The following is a 21,788-nucleotide window of genomic DNA, read 5'->3' on the forward strand; positions in this document are numbered from 1 at the left end:
TCACCTCCGGGGAGGTTTGGGCATGGTCTCGCTTACCGATGAAACAGAAAGCCCGAAGACGAAGGTGCGGATGCCCTTCCGGCCCGGCAATTTTGCCGCCACCCTGCCGGCATTCGTTCTGCTTGCCCTGTTCTTCGTCGTGCCGGTTATCATCCTGCTGTCGCGCAGCGTTACCGAGCCTGTTCTGGGCTTTGGCAATTACGCCGCATTGCTGGGCAGCTCCACCTACCTGAAGATTTTCTTCAATACATTCGCGGTCTCGGCGCTGGTCACGCTCGTAACGCTGGTCATCGGTTTTCCTGTCGCGTGGGCGCTTGCCATCATGCCGTCGCGGCTTGCCTCCGTCGTTTTCGCAATTTTGCTTCTGTCCATGTGGACCAACCTTCTGGCACGCACCTATGCCTGGATGGTGCTGTTGCAGCGGACGGGTGTCGTCAACAAGACGCTGATGGGCCTTGGCATCATCGACAAGCCGCTTGCACTGGTCAACAACCTGACCGGCGTCACGATCGGCATGACCTATATCATGCTGCCATTCATCATCATTCCGCTCTATGGCGTCATCCGCAAGATCGATCCGGCCATTCTCCAGGCGGCGGCGCTGTGCGGGGCAACCCGCTTTCAGGCGCTGACCCGCGTTCTCATTCCACTTGCCGCTCCCGGTATGATCTCCGGCGCGCTGATGGTGTTCGTCATGTCGCTTGGCTATTTCGTCACCCCGGCGCTGCTGGGCGGCACGGCGAACATGATGCTGGCCGAGCTTATCGCGCAATTCGTGCAGTCTCTCGTCAACTGGGGCATGGGCGGGGCAGCGGCGCTGGTGCTTCTGGTGGTGACGCTGACGCTTTACGCAATCCAGCTGAAATTCTTCGGCGCGGCCGGGGCAGGGGGGCGCTGACATGCTTTTGAACTACAACAGCCTTGGCGCATGGAAGTGGCTGCTCCTTTTAATCACCGTGCTGACAGCGGCATTCCTTATCCTGCCGATTGTCTTCATCGCTGCTTTGTCCTTCGGCTCGTCGCAATGGCTGATCTTTCCGCCGCCCGGCTGGACGCTGAAATGGTATGCGGATTTCTTTGCCGATCCGAGGTGGCTGGATGCTGCCTGGACAAGCCTGCGTATCGCCGTGATGGTCACAGTCCTGTCGGTGTTGATCGGCCTCGTGGCCTCCTTCGGCCTGGTGCGGGGGCGTTTCATTGGGCGCGAGGGTCTGCGGGCTTTGTTCATGACGCCGATGATCCTGCCTGTCGTGGTGCTGGCGGTGGCGCTTTATGCTTTTTTCCTGAAGCTCGGCCTTGCGGGCACCACTACGGGCTTTGTCATTGCCCATCTTGTCGTGGCGCTGCCTTTCTCCATTCTGGCGTTGACCAGCGCGCTCGAGGATTTCGATAAATCGATCGAAGACGCTGCAGTGCTATGCGGCGCGAGCCCGCTGCAGGCCAAAATCCGCATCACCTTGCCGGCCATCAGCCATGGCCTGTTCTCAGCCGCGATCTTTTCTTTCCTCACTTCCTGGGATGAGGTGGTGCTGGCGATCTTCATGGCAAGTCCAACGTTGCAGACGCTGCCGGTGAAAATCTGGGCGACGCTGCGGCAGGATCTGACGCCGGTGATCGCCGCTGCATCGACGCTTCTCATCGCGGTGACCATCATTCTCATGCTGCTTGTCGCGGCTGTGCGAAAAGGATTGAAAACATGACCAAACCGCTCCTGCAAATTCGCGGCATCGCCAAGCAATACGGACCGGTCGTCGCCGTTCAGGATGTCAATCTCGAGGTGCAGCCGGGCGAGTTCATGACGTTTCTCGGACCATCCGGTTCGGGCAAGAGCACGACGCTCTACATTCTGGCCGGTTTCGAACAGCCGACGGCGGGCGACATCCTGCTGAACGGCGAAAGTCTGCTCTCCACGCCGTCGCACAAGCGCAATATCGGCATGGTCTTCCAGCGTTACACGCTGTTTCCGCATCTGTCTGTTGGCGAGAATATCGCCTTTCCGCTGAAAGTGCGCCGAAAGAGCAAGGCGGAAATCGATGCGAAGGTGAAGGAGATGCTGAGGCTCGTTCGTCTCGAAGGTTTCGAGGACAGAAAGCCTGCGCAGATGTCGGGCGGCCAGCAGCAGCGCGTGGCCTTGGCAAGGGCGCTCGCTTATGATCCGCCGGTTCTTCTGATGGACGAGCCGCTCTCGGCGCTCGACAAGAAGCTCAGGGAAGAAATCCAGTTCGAAATCCGTCGCATCCACCAGCAGACGGAAGTAACGATCCTTTACGTCACCCATGATCAGGAAGAGGCCTTGCGTCTTTCCGACCGGATCGCGGTGTTTTCAAAAGGCGTGATTGACCAGATCGGTACGGGGCCGGAGCTTTACGCTCACCCCACCACCCGCTTCGTGGCCGAATTCATCGGTGACAGCGACTTCATCGCCTGCGATCTCCTCGCCGCCTCGGGCGGCAAGGCGACGGTTTCGCTCGGGCAGAATATCGTCTTTGACCATATTCCGGTTCATGGCGAAGCTGCACCGGGAAAAAAGGCGGCGCTGATGCTGCGTCCGGAGCGTTTACAGCTCAGCCGCAACAGGCCCGGCTCTTACGCCGGTTTTCAGGCCACCGTCAGCGATATCACCTTCCTTGGCAACAACGTCCATGTCGTCGCCCATACAGGTTCGGGAGAGCCCTTTGCCGTGCGCCTGCCATTTGGCCATGAGGCGATTTCGGGCCTCAACCGTGGTGATCTCGTGCATCTGGCCTTCGATCCCGCGTCGGCGCAGGTTTTCTGTTGAGGGTCGGAAATATGCATCTTAATGATCCCATGCTCTTCGGCGAGCACGGGAGGACATCTCTACCGGCAATGCGCGCCGACCATCAAGAAACTGGGACTGGAACTTTGCGGCAATGCGCCCTTCATCGTCGACGACGCCGATCTCGATGCGGCCGTGGAGGGAGCGCCGATTTTCCCAGAAGTTGGAGCCGCAGAAAAAACCGTTGCATTTCAATGAGCCATCATGCCCCAGGCAAGTGAACCTAGGGAAAAAATCCCGAATAAGACAAGGATCACTCCGGACAGGCGGGAAACCCAGCGGGCAAAGGTGGTGGGAAGGCGCTGCCGGGCAAATGCAACGCCGCCGCTCAACATGAACCACCACAATAAAGACCCTAGAAAAACGCCCGCGACCACAAAAAACGCGCTCGTCGCTCCCGATGCGTCAGCAAGGCCGAGACCCGCGAAAATTGCTGCAAAGGACAGAATCGTCATGGGGTTGGTGATCGTCAGGAAAAAGGTCGCGGTGATGGTGCCGAGCAGATCGCGCGCTCCAACCTTGGCCGCTTCTGCCAGAGGTTTGGGCCTCAGGCTTTTCCAGCCGAGCCACAGCATGAAAAGGCCGCCGACGATTTTGAGCGGCGTATCGATTGTCGCAAGGGTCGCCGCGAAAGCGGAAAAGCCCAGCGCTGCGAGGCTGGCATACACGGCATCCGCCAGAGCAGTCCCAAGGCCACCTGCCACTCCCGCCCAGAACCCGCGCTCAAGGGTCCGGTTGATGCAGAGGGCGCCGATGGGGCCGAGCGGGGCTGCGACCGCAAGGCCCAGCACAATGCTTTTCAAAACGAGCATCAGTTCCATCAGTCCACGCTTTCCTTCGGCATAAATGGTCCCGGCACGACAGAAGACAGGGCGATGATCGTTTCGGTACGGGCAAGGAACCCGTTCTGTTTCATTGTCGCCAGAAAGGTTTCGATCTCCGCCAGCGACCCGACGTGAACTTTGACGAGGTAGGACCACTGCCCGGTCACATGGTGACATTCCGCAATAGCGGACTGCGACGCCGCATAGACACGAAACGCGGCCTCGTCCGCATCCGGCGCCAACGCGATCCACACGAAGGCGATCACGGGCAAATCGAATGCGGATGGATCGGCATCAACGGTGATGCGACGGATCGCCCCGCTGGCCGTCAGGCGTCGGATGCGCTCGTTCACGGCCGAAGCGGAAAGCTCCACGACATTTCCGATATCGGCCAGAGAGCGGCGGGCGTCTTCTGCAAGAAGACTGATGATTTTGCGGTCTGTTGAATCCATTTCCGCAGATAATCATGTTTATTGTGATAATGAAAGATATTATGCGGAATTTTTGTGAATCGAGCGCAAGCCTTTAAACCGAGCCAAGAATCCCCTGCAGCTTCGCCGTGCCTGTAATCTTGGCGGAAGCTCATGCTATTTCAGCGATTACGGTCGCACTATCCATGCTTCCGGCAGCGTTTCCTGCAAGGCTTGGCGGATGATCGTGGCGAGATGGGCGCTGATTGGATTTTCGTCTTTTCCGGAGCGAAGAAGGCTGAGCCCCAGCGACGGGAGTTGTGGCAAACCATTGGTGAGTGGATCGAGAACCCGTACGGAAGGCGGCCGGCCGAACGGTGTGCGAAGTGCGATGCCAAGGCCTGCGGCTGTCGCAGCCCACAACCCGCCGAGGCTAGGGCTGACGAATGCAATGCGCCAGGCGATACGCTGTTGATCAAGGTGGTTGCAGGCAATGCTACGTAAAAGGCACGGCGCTTCCAAGACTGCAAGTGGCAGCGGCTCTTTCCCGCCGGTCTGCCAGACAGTTTCTGTTTCCGCCGCGCCCAGCCAGCACAGTGGCATGGATGCAACCGTTTCAGCCGGCGAAGCCGTGTCGTCATTCCAAGCCAAGGCGAGGTCAAGATGGCCGGACTCGACCTTCTCCCGCAATTCGCTATTGCGAGCGATGCGCCCTTCGATCCGAACCCGCGGATGGGCCCGTGCGAAACGGCCCAGCACCTGCGGCAACACGGTTTCTCCGAAATCCTCCTGAATCCCGAGGCGGATCCAGCCTGCGAGTTCCGGCCCGCGAACGGCGCTGATCGCCTCGTCATTCAGGCTCAATATGCGGCGGGCATAGGACAGCAGCACTTCGCCGCTCTCGGTCAGCGCCAGCCCCCGGCCGGATTTGCGCACCAGAGCGGTTTCGGTCTGGTCCTCCAGCTTCTTGAGTTGTGCGCTGACCGCAGAGGTCGAACGCCCCAGTCTGTCTGCGGCCTGCGCGAACGACCCGCTCTCGATGCCAATCACGAAACTGCGGAGCGCGTCCAGATCCAAATGGGTAAGGCGCAAATTAAATGTCCCTAAAATCAGGACGTAGTGTCCTGAATAATTTGATTTTCAGGATGATGATGTCGTTTCATAGTGTGGCTGTCAATCCTCTTGAACGGAGCGCATCCATGCCTTTCACCCGAATATCTTTGCTTGCGGGCAAATCCACCGACTATCTCAAGGCGGTTTCCGACAGTCTCGACCGCGCGCTTGTCGACTGCTTTGACGTTCCGGAAAACGACCGCTTCGCTGCAATCCACGAGCACCAACCGGGCGAACTGATCTTCGACCGAACATATCGCGGCGGCCCTCGGTCGGATGATTTCATTTTCTTTCATATCACCACCGGCAAGACGCGATCGCCGGAAACCAAGGCGCGCTTCTATGCGAGGCTCGTCGAAAACCTGGCGGTGTCGCCCGGTGTGAGGCCGGAGGATGTGATGGTCGCCATCGTCAACTCGACGTTTGATGACTGGTCCTTTGCATCAGGCGTTTCAGCAGGCACACCAGCGGATGGGAGTGGCCGATGACCGATTTTTTCGAGATGCAACCGGCCTGTCCATCCACCATGAGCGTGCGTCGAGCCGGTGACGGAATAGTTGCTGCACCTGAGGGTATCTCCAGCGGATCCTTCCTCGTCCAGATGCTGTTATCGAGCCGGATCGATGGCGAGATGACGGCAATGCGCGCTTTTGTGCCGCCGGGGGTCGTGACCCATTGGCACAGTCATCCGCGCGGCCAGCTTCTCTTCGTGCTGGATGGCATCGGTCTCATCCAACGCAAGGGTGACGATCCGCGTGAAGTCCGTGCCGGAGATGCGGTGTGGTTTGCGCCCGGCGAAGCCCATTGGCATGGCGCCGCGCCGTCCTGTCCCTTCAGCTATCTCAGCGTCCAGCCGGTCAGGAGTGGAACTGCCGTCCACTGGATGGAACCTGTCAAAAAAGAGGAGAGCACGTCATGATCGCCATGCAATACAGCTTCACGCTGCCTGCCGGCTACGACATGGCGATCATAGACCGGCGCATAAGGGAGAAGGGGCCGCTGCTCGATGGCTTTCCACGCCTGCGTTTCAAGGCCTATCTTTCGGCGAGAAAGCAGGATGCCGGCTTCACCAGTGCTGAAAATCTCTACGCGCCGTTCTATCTCTGGGACGAGCCAGAAGGGATAGACAGCTTCCTGTCCGGTCCAGGTTTTGCGGTTCTGACACGGGACTTCGGCTGGCCATCGGTGCAGACATGGCTGGTCTGGCACGCCGACCACGTACCTGATCTTACAGCTTCGCGATATGCCACACGGGAGGCTCGGTCCATAGCGCCCCATTCTGATCTGGCCAAGCTACGCGATACGGCGACCGCGGACGCGCGTTCAGCAATCAGGGCCGGCGCGCTCGCGGCCATAGCCGCATTCGATCCAACAAAATGGCTGCTGCTACAATTCAATCTCTGGCCGACAGTGCCGGCCGTTACTGAAACAATGCAAACCTACACTGTTGGCCACGTCTCATTGGGGTCGGTTCTGCATTTAGCGGAATGATATCTCACGCACCGGCTCAAAGGGTATTGCGTCGTTCCAGCTCTCGTCTATCGCGGTTGCTTTTCTGCCTCACGTAGCGAAATCAGCCGTTTGGTGGATTCGTCCCACAGAATGAGCTTTACGCAGCCCAGGCTGTCGCGAAGGCTGATGCGACCAAGTTTCGCAAGCTCCGGGTAGTCGTGCAGAATCTCTGGCAACCTGTAAAAAGGTACCTTGCTCGACAAATGGTGGACATGGTGCATGCCGATATTGCCGGTGATCCAACGCAGCGGACCCGGAAGATCGTAATACGAGGCGCCATGCATCGCCGCATGGGGAAAAGCCCATTCCGGAGGCTTGGACCAGTGGGTTTCTTCAAACTGGTGCTGGACATAAAACAGCCAGACACCTGCTGACCCGGCAAGCAGCACTATTGGCAGATGAACCAACAGAAAAGGCACGAGCCCTATCGCCCAGATAAGAAGAATGGCCAATACGGCCACACCGGCATTTGTTGCCATTGTCGAAATCCAGGGCAACGCTCCAGACCGCATCATGCCAAACGGTAGCCTTTGTTTGAACAGAAACAGGAAAGCAGGACCGATGCCGAACATCACCAGCGGATGCCTGTACAAGCGATAACCGAGTTTTCCGCGTGAGGAGAGTGCACGATATTCGGTCACGGTCAGAGTTGTAATGTCGCCAACCCCTCGCTCATCGAGATTGCCGGCTGACGCATGGTGTTCCGCATGCGCGCGGCGCCAATAGTCGTAGGGCGTCAGCGTCAGGATACCGATTGCGCGACCCGTCCAGTCATCCCAGCGACGGCGCCCGAAAAAAGAGCCGTGTCCGCAATCGTGTTGCAGTATGAAGAGCCTCAACAGGAATCCGGCTGCGGGGATCACCAGAAGCAGGCCAAGCCAGTAACCAAAATGAATCGATACCGACGCTGCTGCCCAAAGGAATACAAAGGGAACAAGCGTCACGGCAAGTTCGTACAGGCTGCGGCCGGTGCGGGGTTTGCGATAATTCGAAAGTATTTTAAGCAGGGCCTTTTCACTCGCGCCGCCAGGTAATTGGGCTGTTAACGTCGCGGTCATGGTTGATAGCAATCCTTCTGGTCGCCTGCATTTCGAAAAAAGTGTTCACCGCGCTGGCGGTCGTTTTCTGGAATAGCCCGATCTCGAGCCAACACGCGTTGCCGCGGCGGTTCCGTGCTCTGCTCGGCGCGGGCATTCACTGTTTTGTTCATAAATGTTCGAGCTGTAAGCTCGCTCCTGAAATCTGAAACGGTTAATTAAGTCGATCTGCTCGGCGAGGATCTCGCACAACTCTGCGCGGCTGGAACCTGTTCTGTCTAACTGTACCGGCGCTGTTTGCACAGAGGGGCAGGGTGACCTCAAATTGATTGAAGGGTACTAGAATTTAATCGGCACTGGCATTCTCTCGCAGGAGCACAGCTCGACTCGGCAACTAAAATCGCTGAAAAGTTGGAGTGGTGAGCGGGTCTCGGCAACAGGATGGCAATTACTCGTTCAAATACGAGCAATATGCTCGAGGCAACAGACCCTTACCGCAGCATTGTGGCTGTATCGCGCCCGACATGTAAGGTTTCTTGCGATGTATCAGATCGCAGCATCAGGGGTCATCGACTGGCAGGAGAGTGCCCCTTATGCCAGCAGCCCGCGCATGATCAGTTCGAGATGAATCTTCAGAACGACCTGCTTGTCCAGACTGCGCCGATCGTCGAAAATCAACCGGAAAACCAATGTTCCGACTATGGGTGACATGACGACCTTGGCCAGTTCGGTGGGGTTGGCTCTAAACCTTTTTTTCGCCACGCCCTCTTCGAGGATCGTATTGATCCGCTCGAATACCGGCGCCATCACCACGTCATGGTGCTGGTCGATGAGATCGGGGAATTTTGCTCCTTCCGCAACGATGAAGCGAAACAGTTCCCGCATCTTTCTATTGTCGACGAGGGCGTCGAACAGGAATTCAAGAAGCATCCGAAGCTCCTCGACGGGATCATCCGACGTGCGTGCATAAGCCTTGAATGCCTCCTGAAAAGGTGCCGAGGCATGCCTGATCATCGCCTCGAAAAGAGCCTCCTTGGTTTCGAAATAGACGTAGACCGTGCCTTTCGTCACTCCCACCCGCTCGGCAATGTCCTCCACCCGCGTGGCCGTAAATCCTCTCTTGGTGAATTCCTCGAATGCGGCGTCGAGAATTTCCAACGGACGTTGTATCTTCTGTTCTGCGCGTGTCAGTTTTGCTTTTGCCATAACCCCGGATCCCTACGTATTCTTTCGGCACTTGCCTTTTTACCCGTCGCAATCGGCGGAAATGACAGGTGGTTTGCCTATAGCACCGGCGTAAAAACCGGAATCGATTTTTACAAGACGTGGTGCGTGGTTCAATATGTCGGCACATCCCCCGATGCGTCCGAGAGGACGCGCCGGGCATTCGTAATGATCATTCGGGGAGCCCGGTTTGACGTCCGGACGGTTCCCGATCGGCGACACAAGAATTTCATTGACTATTCAGTCAGTCAAATATTATAGGGTGAGGCGAAGATCAAGAGGTCACCATGAAAAGCATTCTTTTAGCAATGGCGGTCGGCGGCATTTTCGCCCTGTCGTCCTGCAGCAACGAAGAGCCGCCTGCTGAAAAGCCGTTGCGTGTCGTCGATGTGGTTGCGGCAGCGAAAAAGCCCGTCGGCCGTGGCAGCGTCATCACCGGTGAAGTAAGGGCACGGGTCCAGACGGACCTTTCCTTTCGGGTGAGCGGCAAGATCACCGAGCGGCTGGTGGATGTGGGTACCCCGGTAAAGGCCGGGCAATTGCTTGCTCGCATCGACCCGGAAGAGCAAAAGGCGGATATCGACGTTGCGGTGGCCAACCTGCAATCTGCCGAAGCGCAGATGACGCAGGCGCAGTTGGCATTCGATCGCCAGCAAAGTCTTTTCAAGACGCAGGTGACTTCGCGCTCCGCGGTCGACAAGGCGCAGGAAACCCTGCTCACCACACAAGGCGCCGTCAGATCGGCGCAGGCCCAGCTGGATACGGCGCGCGATGCGCTTTCCTACACCGAACTCAGGGCCGATGCGGATGGTGTGATCACCGCGCGCAATGTCGAAGTCGGTCAGGTGGCGCAGGCCGCTCAGCTCGTTTTCACGCTGGCGCATGACGGGCCGCGCGATGCGGTATTTGATGTCTACGAATCCCTGTTCCTCGAGCGCGATATCGACAATCTCGTCAATGTCAGCCTCCTGTCGGATCCCGCCCGCGCTGTCGAGGGACCGGTGCGGGAGATTTCCCCGACGATCGATCCCGACAATGGGACGATCCGGGTCAAGGTTGGCCTGAACGGCGATATGACCATGCCGCTCGGAGCACCGGTATCGGGTCATTTCCGCTTCAAGCAGGTGGAGGCGATTGAGCTTCCCTGGTCGGCAATGGCATCGCAGAACGACCTTCCCGCCGTCTGGGTGGTCGATGCGCAGTCCTCGGAAATCGCCATGCGCCGGGTTGAGGTCTCCGACTATGAGACGGGTCAATTCGTCGTGGCGGAAGGACTTCTTCCCGGCGATCTCGTCGTGACCAGCGGGACCAAATTTCTCCGCACCGGTGAAAAGGTCGCCTATGAAAAGGGGCAGGCACAATAATGTTCAGGATAAACAGAAGCTTGTTTTTGCTGCTTCCGGCGATTGCGGTCTCGTCCTGCCAGGAAAAGCAGGAAGCGCCCGCTGAGGCGCCGCGCCCGGTGCTCTCCGTTGTCGTAGGGGAGACGCGCGCCGATGCGCTGCGGCTGACCGGCACGGTGGAATCGAGAATTCAGACCGATCTCGGCTTTCGTGTTCTCGGCCGGATCATTGCCCGCAATGTCGATGTGGCCGATCTGGTCAAGAAAGGCGATGTGGTGGCCTCGATCGATCCGCTCGCGCTGGAACTTTCGGTAAAGAGCGCCCAATCCGATCTGTCCAACGCCGAAGCGCAACTGGCCAATGCGGTGACGACCGAGCAGCGTCAGCGCGTGCTGGCCGAGGCCCGCAGCGGCACGGAAGCAGCACTTGAAGAGGCCGAGCAGGCCACGCGAACGGCCAATGCCGCCGTCGCCAAAGCCCGTGCAAATCTTGATAAGGCCGAGGAGCAACTGGGCTATACGCAGCTACACGCGGAATTTGACGGCGTGGTGACTGCGACATCCGGTGAAATTGGCCAGGTCGTCTCTGCCGGAGAGACGGTCGTGACCATTGCCCGCCCGGAAGTGCGGGATGTTGTGGTCGATGTTCCGCAATTTGCGGCGCAGCGACTTGATATCGGATCGACCTTCGATATCGCCCTGCAACTGGACCCAAAGATACGCACCACCGGCGTGGTGCGTGAGATTGCCCCAGAAGCCGAAACCGCAACACGCACGCGCCGCACGAAAATCAGCCTTCAGGATGCGCCGCCGACATTCCGGCTCGGCTCGGTCGTCACGGCCTCAGCAATTGCCGCCTCCGAATCGCAGATCATGCTCCCCTCGTCGGCCCTGCTGAAAACCGAAGACGGTTGGAGTGTCTGGATCGTCAATACCGATACGGCCACGGTCACCTCGCGCCCGGTCAAAATAGAGGGCGAGCCCGCTGAAGGCGGCAGTGTGCGCATCACCGGCGGCGTCAAGCCCGGCGAACGTGTCGCCAGTGCCGGCGTTCACAAGCTTAAGGATGGTCAAGCCATCAGGATCGATCAGGAGGTCCATCAGTGAAGAAATTCAATCTTTCCGACTGGGCGCTCGAGCACCGTTCGCTCGTCTGGTACTTCATGCTGGTCTTCGTTCTTGCCGGTGTTTTCTCCTATCTCAACCTCGGACGTGAGGAAGATCCGAATTTCACCATCAAGACAATGGTGATCAGCGCGCAATGGCCCGGCGCTTCGGCGGAGGAAGTGGCCAGGCAGGTGACCGACAGGATCGAGAAGAAGCTCGAGGAACTCGACAATCTCGACTATCTGCGCAGCCAGACAGTCGCTGGCAAGACGACGATTTTCGTGGAACTCGTGCCGGAAACCAAAGCCAAGAATGTCGAACCCACCTGGGTGCGCGTGCGCAACATGATCGGCGACATCAAGGGCGACTTCCCCTCGGGCGTTGTCGGCCCGTTCTTCAACGACCGTTTCGGCGATGTTTATGGCAATATCTACGCCTTCACCAGCGACGGTCTCAGCCAGCGGCAATTGCGCGATCTGGTGGAGGACGCGCGTGCCAAGGTTCTGACTGTCGACAATATCGGCAAGGTTGATGTCATCGGCGCGCAAGACGAGGCGATCTATCTGGAGTTTTCCACGCGGCAGATCGCAGCGCTGGGCATCGATCAGCAATCGATTATCAAGACGCTGCAAGCCCAGAATGCTGTCACCCAGTCCGGCTTCGTCAATGCCGGGCCGGAACGTGTTGCGCTGCGTGTCAGCGGCCAGTTCACCTCGGAAGACAGCCTTCGCGCCATCAATCTGCGCGTCAACAACCGGTTCTTCCCGCTGACGGAAGTGGCGACGATCCGGCGCGGTTATGTCGATCCGCCGTCTTCGCTGTTCCGCTTTAACGGGCAACCGGCCATCGGTCTTGCCATAGGCATGAAAACCGGTGCGAACCTCGTGCATTTCGGCGAGGAGCTGGATGCACAGATGAAGCGTATCGTGGCGGACCTGCCTGTTGGCGTCGATGTGCATCGCGTGTCCGATCAGCCGGCCGTGGTCGATGAGGCGGTCTCCGGCTTCACTTCGGCGCTGTTCGAGGCGATCGCAATCGTTCTCGTCATCAGCTTCATCAGCCTCGGATTGCGGGCGGGCATGGTGGTTGCGGTCTCCATACCGCTCGTGCTGGCGATCACCTTCGTCTATATGGAATATACCGGCATTTCGCTGCAACGCATCTCGCTCGGCGCGCTTATCATCGCGCTCGGGCTTCTCGTCGACGATGCTATGATTGCTGTCGAGATGATGGTCGCACGCCTCGAGGTCGGCGATGATCTCAGAAAAGCGGCGACCTATGTTTATACTTCGACCGCATTCCCGATGCTGACCGGTACGCTGGTCACCGTTGCCGGTTTCATTCCCGTCGGCCTCAACAACAGCGCGGCGGGTGAGTTCACATTCACCCTGTTCGTGGTGATCGCCGTTTCGCTGATCGTGTCGTGGATTGTCGCGGTTGTGTTCACGCCACTGCTTGGCGTGGCGATGTTGCCCAAGACGATGAAATCGCACCATGAGAAGAAGGGCCGTTTTGCCTCTGGCTTTTCCTGGCTTCTAGCCCGGGCGCTGCGCTTTCGTTGGGTTACGATCATCCTCACGGTTGCGTTGTTTGCCCTTTCCGTTGGCGGCATGAGCCTCGTGCAGCAGCAGTTCTTCCCGGCTTCTGACCGTGTGGAATTGATCGTAGACTGGAACCTGCCACAGAACAGCTCGATTGCCGAAACCAACCGGCAGATGGCACAGTTCGAGCAGGAAGCGCTGGCGAAAAACCCCGACATCGACCACTGGACGACCTATGTCGGTGAAGGCGCACCACGTTTCATCCTCTCCTTTGACGTGCAGACGCCTGATGTCACCTTCGGCCAGACAATCATCGTCACCAAGGGGCTTGATGTGCGCGACAAGGTGCGCGCTGAGTTGCAGGACTATCTGAACCGGACGTTTACCGGCACCGACGCCTTCGTGAAATTGCTCGACATCGGCCCTCCGGTCGGAAAGCCGGTGCAATATCGCTTGAGCGGTCCGGATATCCAGCATGTCCGCGAACTAGGCCAGCAGCTGGCGGGCATCGTCGGCGAGCATCGGCTGCTGTCCAACATGGTCATGGACTGGAATGAGCCGACGCGGGTGGTCAAGGTCGACGTTTTGCAGGACAAGGCCCGCCAGCTCGGTGTCTCTTCGGAAGACATCGCCAATGCAATGAACAGCATTGTCGAGGGTTCCACCGTGACGCAGGTCAGGGATGATATCTACCTCGTCAATGTGGTGGCGCGTGCGCAGCTGGCGGAGCGCGGCTCCATCGAAACATTGCAGAACCTGCAATTGCCGGCCACGAACGGCAAGGCCGTGCCGCTGTCGGCAATCGCCAATTTCCGCTACGAGCTGGAACAGCCGACCATCTGGCGTCGCGACAGAATTCCGACAGTCACGGTCAAGGCTGCCATCATCGGCCCGACGCAGCCGGCGACGATCGTGGAGCAGTTGAAGCCGAAACTCGAGGCTTTCGAAAAGTCGCTCCCCGTGGGGTACAAGGTGGAAATAGGAGGCTCGGTGGAATCCAGCGCGGATTCGCAGGCGCCAATCGTAGCCGTGGTGCCTCTGATGCTGTTTGCGATGGCAACGATCCTTATGGTTCAGTTGCAGAGCTTCAGCCGGCTGTTTCTTGTCTTTGCCGTTGCTCCGACGGCGCTGATCGGCGTGGTGGCAGCGCTGCTGCTCTCCAACGCGCCGATGGGTTTCGTCGCCATTCTCGGCATATTGGCACTGATCGGTATTCTGATCCGAAACTCGGTCATTCTCGTCGTTCAGATCGAACATCTCAGAAGCGAGGGGGTCTCGGCCTGGCGCGCCGTCATCGAGGCGACCGAGCATCGCATGCGACCGATCATGCTGACGGCTGCGGCGGCAACACTTGCCCTCATCCCCATATCTCGGGAGATATTCTGGGGTCCGATGGCCTATGCCATGATGGGCGGCATCGTGGTTGGCACGGCGCTCACGCTGCTGTTCCTTCCGGCACTCTATGTCGCGTGGTTCCGCATTCCGCGCGAAGATGACAAGCAGGAAGCACAGGAAATCAAGACGTAATTTCCTGTGAGACAGCCACACCCTCGTGATCGCGAGGGTGTGGCGCCGGCAAAGCCACTGTCCCGCTTAAATTCTGCAAATGTGCCCGCCATCGTTGTTCCTTCGGCGCAGATAGTGTTAGGAAGATCGGCTTAGCTGCGGGAGCGGCGCTGTCCTTCAATAGATAAGCGTTTGCTTCTGCGTCGTTGACAGACCAAGGGTGCCGGAGGGTTCAAGGATGGGCGGGTTGTCGGATTGGCTTGCGGACGCAAAGCCGATCAATCGCAAGAATGCCGCAGAAGTGGTGTTCGAAGATATCCGTTCGGCCATCACCTCTGGTCAGCTCGTGGTCGGAACCCGGCTGCCCTCCGAAGCCCATCTGGCGGAAAGATATGGTGTCAGCCGGCCGATCGTGCGCGAGGCGTTGCGATCTCTCCAGACTCTGGGGTTGACGCAGACGCGCACGGGTAGCGGCACCTATGTAATGACCGCCACACCGCCTGCTGAATTGAGTTACGGAGCATATTCCGCCCGTGACCTGATCGAGGCACGCCCCTTCATTGAGGTGCCGGCGGCCGGTTGGGCGGCGCTACGGCGCACGGATGCCCAACTAGAGACCCTGCTCGAACTCTGCGACAGGATGGAGGCTGAGGAAAGGCCGCATCCGTGGGTGCTGCTGGACGGGCAATTTCATTGCGCCATTGCGGAAGCCTCGTCCAATGCACTGTTTGCCAAGGTTGTGGCCGATGCGCGCGAGGCTCTTTCCCAACAGTCCGAGATGGTCAACCTGATGGCTGGCCGGCGCGTTGCATCGAATTTGGAGCACCGCCGGATCGTCGAGGCGATCCGGCGGGGTTCGTCCCCCGATGCGCGCGAAGCGATGGAGCTTCACCTGGGTCAGGTGAAGCAGGTGGTAACGACCATTATTGGAGAAGATCGGGCTCGACACCCGTAAGCGCGGGTAGGTTGGCGAGGTGGCGGGGGCTCAGTGCCTGATGAAGTTGCTCCTCCGTCAGATAGCCGCGCTCCAGCACCACCTGCGGGACGGTGCGGCCGCTGGCCAGCGCCTCCCTTGCGACGTCAGTTGCTGCATAGTATCCGATCAGCGGGTTAAGCGCGGTTGCGAGACCGATCGATTCCTCCACACGCTGTGCCATGATGGCGGGATTGGCGACGATGCCATCGACACAACGTGCCGCCAAAGTCCGGCAAGCGGCGCTCAGCTGGCTGATGCTCTGGGAAAGGGCACGCACCATGATCGGCTCGAAGGCGTTCAGCTGTAGCTGCCCGGCTTCGGCGGCCATTGTGATGGTGATGTCGTTGCCGATTACCGCATAAGCCACCTGATTGACCATTTCGGGAATGACCGGATTGATCTTGCCCGGCATGATGCTGGACCCCGCCTGAACGGAGGGCAGGGTGATTTCGCCGATGCCGGCGCGCGGGCCGGAAGAGAGCAGGCGAAGGTCGTTGCAGGTTTTTGACAGTTTGACGGCGACACGTTTCAACACGCCGGACAGATGCACAAATGCGCCGGGGTCCTGCGTCGCTTCGATCAGGTCGGCGGCCGTCACCAGCGGGCGTCCGGTCAACCGCGCCAGATGCTGGCAGGCAAGCGCCGCATAACCGCGCGGTGCATTGAGCCCGGTGCCGATGGCGGTGGCGCCGAGATTGATCTCGTGCAGCAGGGCTGCGGATTCGATGAGGCGGGCCTGATCCTCGCCCAGCATCACCACGAAAGTGCGGAACTCCTGACCGAGCGTCATCGGCACGGCATCCTGCAATTGCGTCCGTCCCAGCTTGATGAAGCCGGAAAACTCCTGTGCCTTGCGATCGAACGCGTCTTTCAGCACACCCATCGAAGCCGCGAGATCGTCGATCGCTTCGATCATTCCTACATTGACCGCCGTCGGATAAGCATCGTTGGTGGACTGGCTGAGATTGACGTGGTCGTTGGGGTGAAGGTGGGCATAATCGCCTTTCGCGTGGCCGAGCAGTTCAAGTGCCCGGTTGGCGATGACCTCGTTGGCGTTCATGTTGGTGGAAGTGCCAGCACCGCCCTGAATTTCGTCCACGACGAACTGCTCGTGAAGCGCACCCTCACGAATTTCGCGGCAGGCTCTGACGATTGCTTCCATCCGCTCCTGGTCAAGCAAGCCAAGCTCGTGATTGGCGAGGGCGGCGGCCTCCTTCACATAGGCAAGTCCCCTGACGAGATAGGGGTTGTGGCCGATCGTTACGCCGGTGATCTGAAAGTTCTCCACCGCGCGTGCCGTGTGCACGCCCCAATAAACATCTGCCGGAATTTCCTTCGTTCCGAGCAAATCATGCTCCATGCGCGTCACGCCCACTTTTTCCTCCAATAGCTCAAAGCGTTACCAAAATCTGTAAAGCTGTCTTACAGATTTTTCGACCTTAATCCTTCGCCGTACGAAGGTCAATAATGCTTCGATCCCCTTGACGAACGGCATTCTCTGCAATTATGAGGGCAAAAATCTGTCATGCAGCTTTACAGCGATGCATGAGCTTGCTGGCGCTGTATCCAGCGCCGAGCATGCCAGTTCCAATTTTGATTTCCGGCGTATCGCCGACTGCAAAGCAAATTCATTGGGAGGAGAAATATCAATGAAATCTGTAAAAACGGCACCTGCCGAACGCGAGGTCTTCACGGAAGAAGACCTCGGATACCACAAGGCACTTAAACCGCGTCAGATCCAGATGATCGCGATTGGTGGCGCAATTGGCACCGGGCTGTTCCTGGGCGCCGGTGGACGGCTGGCGCAGGCCGGTCCGGCGCTGGTGTTTGTTTATGCGCTTTGCGGCTTCTTTGCGTTTCTGGTGCTGCGTGCACTTGGCGAACTTATCATGCATCGCCCGAGTTCCGGCTCGTTCGTGTCCTATGCCCGCGAGTTCTATGGCGAGAAGATGGCTTTCTTTGCCGGCTGGATGTATTGGTTGAACTGGGCAATGACCTCGGTGGCCGATGTGACCGCCGTTGCGCTCTATATGAACTTCTTCAAGCACTACGTCCCCTGGCTGGCGGGCATCGACCAATGGGTGTTTGCGTTGACGGCACTTCTGGTTGTGCTGGCGATGAACATGCTGTCGGTGAAGGTTTTTGGCGAGCTTGAGTTCTGGTTCAGCCTGATCAAGGTGCTGGCGCTTGCGATCTTCCTCGTCGTTGGCGTCTATTTCGTCATCTTTGGCACGCCCATTGAAGGGCATGTGACAGGCTTCAGCATTATCACCGACAATGGCGGCTTCTTCCCGAACGGCATTCTTCCTGCCTTCGTCATCATTCAGGGGGTAGTGTTCGCTTACGCCTCGATCGAACTGATCGGCACGGCGGCAGGGGAAACCGAAGACCCTCGCAAAGTCATGCCCCGCGCCATCCGCGCCGTGGTGCTGCGCCTCGTGGTGTTTTATGTCGGCTCGGTATTGCTGTTCACGCTGCTTCTGCCTTATACCGCCTATAAGGCTGGCGAGAGCCCCTTCGTTACCTTCTTCGGTTCCATCGGTGTTCAGGGTGCGGATGTGATCATGAACCTTGTGGTGCTAACCGCCGTGCTGTCTTCGCTCAATGCCGGGCTTTATTCTACCGGCCGTATTCTTCATTCGATGGCGGTCTCTGGATCGGCGCCGGCAGCGCTGGCAAAGATGAACAAGGCCGGCGTGCCCTATGGCGGTATTGCGGTGACCGCCGCCGTCACCGTTCTCGGTGTGGCGCTGAACGCCGTCGTGCCAGCTGCGGCCTTCGAAATTGCACTCAACCTGTCGGCGCTCGGCATCATCTGCGCATGGGCCGTCATCGTGCTCTGCCAGCTCAAACTGTGGCAGCTTTCCAGGCGCGGCGAACTGGCTCGCCCGGATTTCCGCATGTTCGGTGCGCCTTACACTGGCATTCTCACACTCGTCTTCCTGTTCGGCGTGCTGGTGCTGATGGCTTTTGATTACCCTGTCGGCTCGTGGACCATCGCTTCGCTGCTGGTCATCATCCCGGCGCTGGTCATCGGCTGGTATATGCTGCGCGACCGTATCCACCGTCTGGCCGGCGAACGTGCAGGCGCGGGAGCGTCGCATTGAGCGGGCATGGTGAAGCTCCATTGGTGGCGGTCATCGCCACCGGTGGTACCATCGCCAGCAGGCGCGGCGCCGATGGCGCCAGCACACCAAGCCTTTCGGGTGAAGACCTGCTTGCACTGGTTCCGCAAATCAACGCGAGGCTGAAGCCGGTCGATCTGATGGCGAAGGATTCCTCCAGCCTGACATTGGCCGACATACAGCGCATCAGCGATGCGGTAGGCGTGGAGCTCAATGATCCCGCTGTCACCGGTGTCGTCGTTCTGCATGGAACCGATGCGATGGAAGAATCCTCGCTGCTCGTGCATTTGCAGCATGCCACCACCAAGCCGGTTGTCTTCACCGGCGCACAGTTTACGGCCGACCATCCGAATGCGGACGGGCCGTCCAATCTGGCCGCGGCCATAGAAACGGCGCTTGATCAGACGAATGCCGAACGCGGCGTGCTTTTATCCTTCGGCGGCAGATGTCTGCCGGCATGGGGGCTGTACAAGCTGAGCGCGGATGCGGCGGATGCGTTCCGCTCTGCGCGGCCGGCGGCCCATGCCGCAGCGCTGGAGCTTGCTGCGCCCCTCGCCGATCTGCGGGTTGATATCGTTGCCATTTATCCCGGTTGTGATGCCGCCCATATCGAGGCAAGCCTGCAGGCCGGTGCGGATGGGATCGTGCTTGCCGCACTTGGCTCCGGCAACGCCAATCCGGGCATCGCTGTGGCGGTGAAGCGCTGTGCCGAGCGAGGCGTTCCCGTCGTCGTCTCCAGCAGGGTCCCGGAAGGACTGCTGGTGGCGAGTTACGGCGGTGGCGGCGGTGGTCACGATCTGGTCGCGGCCGGTGCCATCCATTCGTCAACGCTGCGCCCCGGACAGGCGCGTATACTGCTTGCGGCGCTGATTGCCGCCAACAGCCCGGCGGAAAAGATCGTTTCCGCGTTCAAAGACGGCTCGCTCTCTTAAGCATCGGCTGCAATGCCCGCATTGGCGGGCATCGAAATTCCTATGAGATTCCTATTTTATTCCATCTGCCGCCGTCTCGAACCTTTATGCGGTTCGGGTGCATTCTTCTGTGCGGGAAGGGATGGTGTTTCTTCCCAGCCAGAAAGAATGAAAAGCGACGTCCCACATGACGGCGCTTTTCTTCCTGTCCGGCTCCTCGGTTAAAAAAGGAGTCCCATCGATGATGGACGTTATTCTGATCGGTGCAGCCACGGTGTTTTTCGCGCTTTGCTTTGCCTATACGCGCGCCTGCGACCGGCTTTAGGCGGAGGTCGAGATGTTATTCGATTATGTTTTGAGCGGTGCCGTCACCGTCTTTATCGCCGCCTACCTCACCTATGCTCTCATTCGCCCCGAACGCTTCTGATCGGGAAGCGGCGGCTATTGAAAGTTCAATACCATGACCCTCAATGGATGGTTTCAGATCCTGCTTTTCTGCGGGATCGTTGTCGCGCTGGTGAAGCCTCTCGGCTTCTATATGGCGCGAGTCTTCAATGGCGAACGCACCCTGCTTTCGCCGGTTCTCGCACCCGTCGAGCGCGGCCTTTATGCCCTTGCCGGGACAAGCGAGCGCGAAGAACAGCACTGGACGACCTATGCGTTTTCCATGCTCCTCTTCAACCTCTTCGGTTTTGCCCTGCTCTACGCCCTGATGCGCTTTCAGGGTATGTTGCCATATAATCCGGAAGGAATGGCAGCAGTCGGGCCGGAACTGTCTTTCAACACGGCAGTCAGCTTCGTCACCAATACCAACTGGCAGAATTATGGTGGCGAAAGCACCATGTCCTATCTGACCCAGATGGCTGGTTTCACCGTGCAGAACTTTGTTTCTGCCGCGACGGGCATGGCGATTGCAATCGGGCTAATCCGCGCCTTCGCGCGCGCTTCCGGCAAGGCCATCGGCAATTTCTGGGTGGATATGGTGCGCTCGACGCTCTACATCCTGCTGCCTGCCTGTATCGTGCTTACCCTGGTTTACGTATGGCTCGGCGTGCCGCAGACGCTTGGCGCTTATGTCGGTGCCCAGACGCTTGAAGGCGCGCGGCAGACGATCGCAGTCGGCCCGGTAGCGTCGCAGCTGGCGATCAAGATGCTCGGCACCAATGGCGGCGGTTTCTTCAATGCCAATTCCGCGCATCCGTTCGAAAACCCTGATGCCATCTCCAACATGATCCAGATGGTGTCGATCTTCGCGATCGGTGCTGCCTTCACCAACGTCTTCGGCCGTATGGTCGGCAACACCCGTCAGGGCTGGGCAATCCTTGCTGCCATGGGTGTTCTGTTCATCGCCGGTGTTGCAGTGACCTATTGGGCGGAAGCGGCCGGAAATCCGCTTATGCACAGCTTCGGCCTTGCCGGAAGCAACATGGAAGGCAAGGAAGCTCGCTTCGGCGTGGCACTCTCGTCGCTCTTTGCGGTCATCACCACCGCTGCCTCCTGCGGTGCGGTCAACGCCATGCATGGCAGCTTCACGGCGCTCGGTGGTCTCATTCCGCTCATCAACATGCAACTGGGTGAGGTAATCGTCGGCGGCGTTGGCGCGGGTTTCTATGGCATTCTTCTCTTCATCATCATCGCCATTTTCGTGGCGGGGCTGATGGTCGGGCGCACGCCGGAGTATCTCGGCAAGAAGATAGAGGCCAAGGAGATGAAGATGGCGGTTCTGGCCATTCTCTGCCTGCCGCTCGCCATGCTGGTTTTCACAGCCACCGCCACCATCCTGCCCTCGGCGGTCGCGTCGGTCGGCACAGCCGGACCGCACGGGTTCTCCGAGATTCTTTATGCCTATACCTCGGCTGCTGCCAATAACGGCTCTGCCTTCGGCGGCCTCACGGGCAACACGACCTGGTACAACATCACGCTTGGTTTTGGCATGTTGATGGGACGTTTTCTGGTGATCATCCCGGCGTTGGCGATTGCCGGCTCGCTGGTTACCAAAAAGACCGTTCCGGCATCAGCCGGCACCTTCCCCACGGACGGCCCGCTCTTCGTCGGTCTGCTCGTCGGCACGATCGTGGTCGTCGGTGGCCTCACCTTCCTGCCGGCCCTGGCGCTTGGTCCGGTCGTGGAACATCTGGTCATGGCCACCGGCCAGGTATTTTGAGGTGGTGCCATGACGAAGGATACTCCCCGACGTAACCGCACCCTTCCTGTCCGCACTGGCGCTCCTGTTCACGGGAGCGCCGGCCCGGGCGGCTGGTGCGCATCCAATCTCATTCTTGCAATGATGGCGGCTCTGTTCGCCGCCGTCTGCGCTCTCGAAGTTCTCACGGGCTGATCGACCCTCATCGGTCGCCCTGTTT

At 58.9% G+C, this 21,788-nt stretch carries 22 protein-coding genes and 1 pseudogene; 17 read left to right on the forward strand and 6 right to left on the reverse strand.

Going from position 1 to position 21,788, the window contains the following annotated elements; genetic code table 11:
• The first annotated feature begins 70 nt into the window (after window positions 1–70).
• From FB593_RS19845 to FB593_RS27865, 4 genes and pseudogenes are all read left to right on the forward strand, one after another.
• Window positions 71–898 (forward strand): ABC transporter permease, encoded by an 828-nt coding sequence (locus tag FB593_RS19845; protein ID WP_370647636.1) that lies wholly within the window; start codon window positions 71–73, stop codon window positions 896–898.
• Window position 899: 1 nt separating this feature from the next.
• A complete protein-coding gene (locus FB593_RS19850; RefSeq protein WP_035199713.1) occupies window positions 900–1,700 on the forward strand; it encodes an ABC transporter permease in 801 nt (266 codons plus the stop codon).
• The gene (locus tag FB593_RS19855; RefSeq protein ID WP_065660446.1) at window positions 1,697–2,779 is read left to right on the forward strand and encodes an ABC transporter ATP-binding protein; all 1,083 of its coding nucleotides are present in this window, start codon (window positions 1,697–1,699) and stop codon (window positions 2,777–2,779) included. Before FB593_RS19850 ends, FB593_RS19855 begins: the two co-directional genes overlap by 4 nt.
• Window positions 2,780–2,815: 36 nt before the next feature.
• Window positions 2,816–2,950: pseudogene (locus FB593_RS27865) on the forward strand (aldehyde dehydrogenase family protein); the annotation flags it as partial.
• 38 nt (window positions 2,951–2,988) lie between these two features.
• Here FB593_RS27865 and FB593_RS19865 read toward each other — a convergent pair.
• The 3 genes from FB593_RS19865 to FB593_RS19875 form a co-directional block, all read right to left on the reverse strand.
• Window positions 2,989–3,618, reverse strand: coding sequence for a LysE family translocator (locus tag FB593_RS19865; protein WP_035199708.1), 630 nt, complete (start codon window positions 3,616–3,618; stop codon window positions 2,989–2,991).
• Window positions 3,618–4,073, reverse strand: a complete 456-nt coding sequence (locus FB593_RS19870) for an Lrp/AsnC family transcriptional regulator (RefSeq protein WP_013761886.1) — start codon at window positions 4,071–4,073, stop codon at window positions 3,618–3,620. The genes FB593_RS19865 and FB593_RS19870 overlap by 1 nt, the downstream gene beginning before the upstream one ends.
• Before the next feature lie 147 nt (window positions 4,074–4,220).
• On the reverse strand, window positions 4,221–5,123 hold the full coding sequence (locus FB593_RS19875) for a LysR substrate-binding domain-containing protein (RefSeq protein WP_013761885.1): 903 nt from the start codon (window positions 5,121–5,123) through the stop codon (window positions 4,221–4,223).
• 107 nt (window positions 5,124–5,230) lie between these two features.
• Between FB593_RS19875 and FB593_RS19880 the strand changes: the two genes are divergently transcribed.
• The 3 genes from FB593_RS19880 to FB593_RS19890 are packed head-to-tail and all read left to right on the forward strand — an operon-like array spanning window position 5,231 to window position 6,635.
• A complete protein-coding gene (locus FB593_RS19880; RefSeq protein WP_145166857.1) occupies window positions 5,231–5,632 on the forward strand; it encodes a tautomerase family protein in 402 nt (133 codons plus the stop codon).
• Complete coding sequence (locus FB593_RS19885; protein WP_080671296.1) at window positions 5,629–6,063, forward strand: cupin domain-containing protein; 435 nt, start codon at window positions 5,629–5,631, stop codon at window positions 6,061–6,063. The genes FB593_RS19880 and FB593_RS19885 overlap by 4 nt, the downstream gene beginning before the upstream one ends.
• On the forward strand, window positions 6,060–6,635 hold the full coding sequence (locus FB593_RS19890) for a DUF4865 family protein (RefSeq protein ID WP_035199704.1): 576 nt from the start codon (window positions 6,060–6,062) through the stop codon (window positions 6,633–6,635). The genes FB593_RS19885 and FB593_RS19890 overlap by 4 nt, the downstream gene beginning before the upstream one ends.
• A 47-nt stretch (window positions 6,636–6,682) precedes the next feature.
• Here FB593_RS19890 and FB593_RS19895 read toward each other — a convergent pair whose 3' ends face one another.
• Both FB593_RS19895 and FB593_RS19900 read right to left on the reverse strand, forming a co-directional pair.
• On the reverse strand, window positions 6,683–7,714 hold the full coding sequence (locus tag FB593_RS19895; protein ID WP_035199703.1) for a fatty acid desaturase: 1,032 nt from the start codon (window positions 7,712–7,714) through the stop codon (window positions 6,683–6,685).
• A 570-nt stretch (window positions 7,715–8,284) separates the two neighbouring features.
• Window positions 8,285–8,899, reverse strand: a complete 615-nt coding sequence (locus FB593_RS19900; RefSeq protein WP_019564940.1) for a TetR/AcrR family transcriptional regulator — start codon at window positions 8,897–8,899, stop codon at window positions 8,285–8,287.
• A 305-nt stretch (window positions 8,900–9,204) separates the two neighbouring features.
• Between FB593_RS19900 and FB593_RS19905 the strand changes: the two genes are divergently transcribed.
• The 4 genes from FB593_RS19905 to FB593_RS19920 all read left to right on the forward strand — a co-directional run bounded on the left by FB593_RS19905 (window position 9,205) and on the right by FB593_RS19920 (window position 15,368).
• Window positions 9,205–10,281: an efflux RND transporter periplasmic adaptor subunit gene (locus FB593_RS19905; protein WP_113048788.1), complete on the forward strand. Its 1,077-nt coding sequence runs from the start codon at window positions 9,205–9,207 to the stop codon at window positions 10,279–10,281.
• Window positions 10,281–11,366, forward strand: coding sequence for an efflux RND transporter periplasmic adaptor subunit (locus tag FB593_RS19910; protein WP_145166858.1), 1,086 nt, complete (start codon window positions 10,281–10,283; stop codon window positions 11,364–11,366). The genes FB593_RS19905 and FB593_RS19910 overlap by 1 nt, the downstream gene beginning before the upstream one ends.
• On the forward strand, window positions 11,363–14,434 hold the full coding sequence (locus FB593_RS19915; protein WP_019564937.1) for an efflux RND transporter permease subunit: 3,072 nt from the start codon (window positions 11,363–11,365) through the stop codon (window positions 14,432–14,434). Before FB593_RS19910 ends, FB593_RS19915 begins: the two co-directional genes overlap by 4 nt.
• Window positions 14,435–14,651: 217 nt before the next feature.
• Entirely contained in the window at window positions 14,652–15,368 is a 717-nt protein-coding gene (locus FB593_RS19920) for a FadR/GntR family transcriptional regulator (RefSeq protein ID WP_019564936.1), read from the forward strand.
• Here FB593_RS19920 and FB593_RS19925 read toward each other — a convergent pair.
• Window positions 15,337–16,749, reverse strand: a complete 1,413-nt coding sequence (locus FB593_RS19925) for an aspartate ammonia-lyase (protein ID WP_065704453.1) — start codon at window positions 16,747–16,749, stop codon at window positions 15,337–15,339. The two genes, FB593_RS19920 and FB593_RS19925, sit on opposite strands and share 32 nt — an antisense overlap.
• A gap of 289 nt (window positions 16,750–17,038) precedes the next feature.
• Here FB593_RS19925 and FB593_RS19930 point away from each other — a divergent pair, with 289 nt between their 5' ends.
• The 6 genes from FB593_RS19930 (at window position 17,039) to FB593_RS27570 (ending at window position 21,763) form a co-directional block, all read left to right on the forward strand.
• Window positions 17,039–18,496 (forward strand): amino acid permease, encoded by a 1,458-nt coding sequence (locus FB593_RS19930; RefSeq protein WP_019564934.1) that lies wholly within the window; start codon window positions 17,039–17,041, stop codon window positions 18,494–18,496.
• Window positions 18,493–19,446: an asparaginase gene (locus FB593_RS19935; RefSeq protein ID WP_065704452.1), complete on the forward strand. Its 954-nt coding sequence runs from the start codon at window positions 18,493–18,495 to the stop codon at window positions 19,444–19,446. The genes FB593_RS19930 and FB593_RS19935 overlap by 4 nt, the downstream gene beginning before the upstream one ends.
• A 166-nt stretch (window positions 19,447–19,612) precedes the next feature.
• Entirely contained in the window at window positions 19,613–19,750 is a 138-nt protein-coding gene (locus FB593_RS27565) for a hypothetical protein (protein ID WP_003497749.1), read from the forward strand.
• A gap of 12 nt (window positions 19,751–19,762) precedes the next feature.
• Window positions 19,763–19,852, forward strand: coding sequence for a K(+)-transporting ATPase subunit F (kdpF, locus tag FB593_RS19940; protein WP_003511473.1), 90 nt, complete (start codon window positions 19,763–19,765; stop codon window positions 19,850–19,852).
• Window positions 19,853–19,885: 33 nt separating this feature from the next.
• Window positions 19,886–21,589, forward strand: coding sequence for a potassium-transporting ATPase subunit KdpA (kdpA, locus tag FB593_RS19945; protein WP_035199696.1), 1,704 nt, complete (start codon window positions 19,886–19,888; stop codon window positions 21,587–21,589).
• Window positions 21,590–21,598: 9 nt separating this feature from the next.
• On the forward strand, window positions 21,599–21,763 hold the full coding sequence (locus FB593_RS27570) for a hypothetical protein (RefSeq protein ID WP_162995269.1): 165 nt from the start codon (window positions 21,599–21,601) through the stop codon (window positions 21,761–21,763).
• Window positions 21,764–21,788: the final 25 nt, after the last annotated feature.

Origin of the sequence: Rhizobium sp. SJZ105, assembly GCF_007828365.1 — a bacterium.
GTDB lineage: Bacteria > Pseudomonadota > Alphaproteobacteria > Rhizobiales > Rhizobiaceae > Agrobacterium > Agrobacterium tumefaciens.

What these genes read in the sequence shown, in the direction of transcription:
- FB593_RS19845 (WP_370647636.1), top strand. Translation starts at nt 71, where the DNA reads ATGCCCTTCCGGCCCGGCAATTTTGCCGCCACCCTGCCGGCATTCGTT.
- FB593_RS19850 (WP_035199713.1), top strand. Translation starts at nt 900, where the DNA reads ATGCTTTTGAACTACAACAGCCTTGGCGCATGGAAGTGGCTGCTCCTT.
- FB593_RS19855 (WP_065660446.1), top strand. Translation starts at nt 1,697, where the DNA reads ATGACCAAACCGCTCCTGCAAATTCGCGGCATCGCCAAGCAATACGGA.
- FB593_RS19865 (WP_035199708.1), bottom strand. Translation starts at nt 3,618, where the DNA reads ATGGAACTGATGCTCGTTTTGAAAAGCATTGTGCTGGGCCTTGCGGTC.
- FB593_RS19870 (WP_013761886.1), bottom strand. Translation starts at nt 4,073, where the DNA reads ATGGATTCAACAGACCGCAAAATCATCAGTCTTCTTGCAGAAGACGCC.
- FB593_RS19880 (WP_145166857.1), top strand. Translation starts at nt 5,231, where the DNA reads ATGCCTTTCACCCGAATATCTTTGCTTGCGGGCAAATCCACCGACTAT.
- FB593_RS19885 (WP_080671296.1), top strand. Translation starts at nt 5,629, where the DNA reads ATGACCGATTTTTTCGAGATGCAACCGGCCTGTCCATCCACCATGAGC.
- FB593_RS19890 (WP_035199704.1), top strand. Translation starts at nt 6,060, where the DNA reads ATGATCGCCATGCAATACAGCTTCACGCTGCCTGCCGGCTACGACATG.
- FB593_RS19895 (WP_035199703.1), bottom strand. Translation starts at nt 7,714, where the DNA reads ATGACCGCGACGTTAACAGCCCAATTACCTGGCGGCGCGAGTGAAAAG.
- FB593_RS19900 (WP_019564940.1), bottom strand. Translation starts at nt 8,899, where the DNA reads ATGGCAAAAGCAAAACTGACACGCGCAGAACAGAAGATACAACGTCCG.
- FB593_RS19905 (WP_113048788.1), top strand. Translation starts at nt 9,205, where the DNA reads ATGAAAAGCATTCTTTTAGCAATGGCGGTCGGCGGCATTTTCGCCCTG.
- FB593_RS19910 (WP_145166858.1), top strand. Translation starts at nt 10,281, where the DNA reads ATGTTCAGGATAAACAGAAGCTTGTTTTTGCTGCTTCCGGCGATTGCG.
- FB593_RS19920 (WP_019564936.1), top strand. Translation starts at nt 14,652, where the DNA reads ATGGGCGGGTTGTCGGATTGGCTTGCGGACGCAAAGCCGATCAATCGC.
- FB593_RS19925 (WP_065704453.1), bottom strand. Translation starts at nt 16,749, where the DNA reads ATGGAGCATGATTTGCTCGGAACGAAGGAAATTCCGGCAGATGTTTAT.
- FB593_RS19930 (WP_019564934.1), top strand. Translation starts at nt 17,039, where the DNA reads ATGAAATCTGTAAAAACGGCACCTGCCGAACGCGAGGTCTTCACGGAA.
- FB593_RS27565 (WP_003497749.1), top strand. Translation starts at nt 19,613, where the DNA reads ATGACGGCGCTTTTCTTCCTGTCCGGCTCCTCGGTTAAAAAAGGAGTC.
- kdpF (WP_003511473.1), top strand. Translation starts at nt 19,763, where the DNA reads ATGTTATTCGATTATGTTTTGAGCGGTGCCGTCACCGTCTTTATCGCC.
- kdpA (WP_035199696.1), top strand. Translation starts at nt 19,886, where the DNA reads ATGACCCTCAATGGATGGTTTCAGATCCTGCTTTTCTGCGGGATCGTT.
- FB593_RS27570 (WP_162995269.1), top strand. Translation starts at nt 21,599, where the DNA reads ATGACGAAGGATACTCCCCGACGTAACCGCACCCTTCCTGTCCGCACT.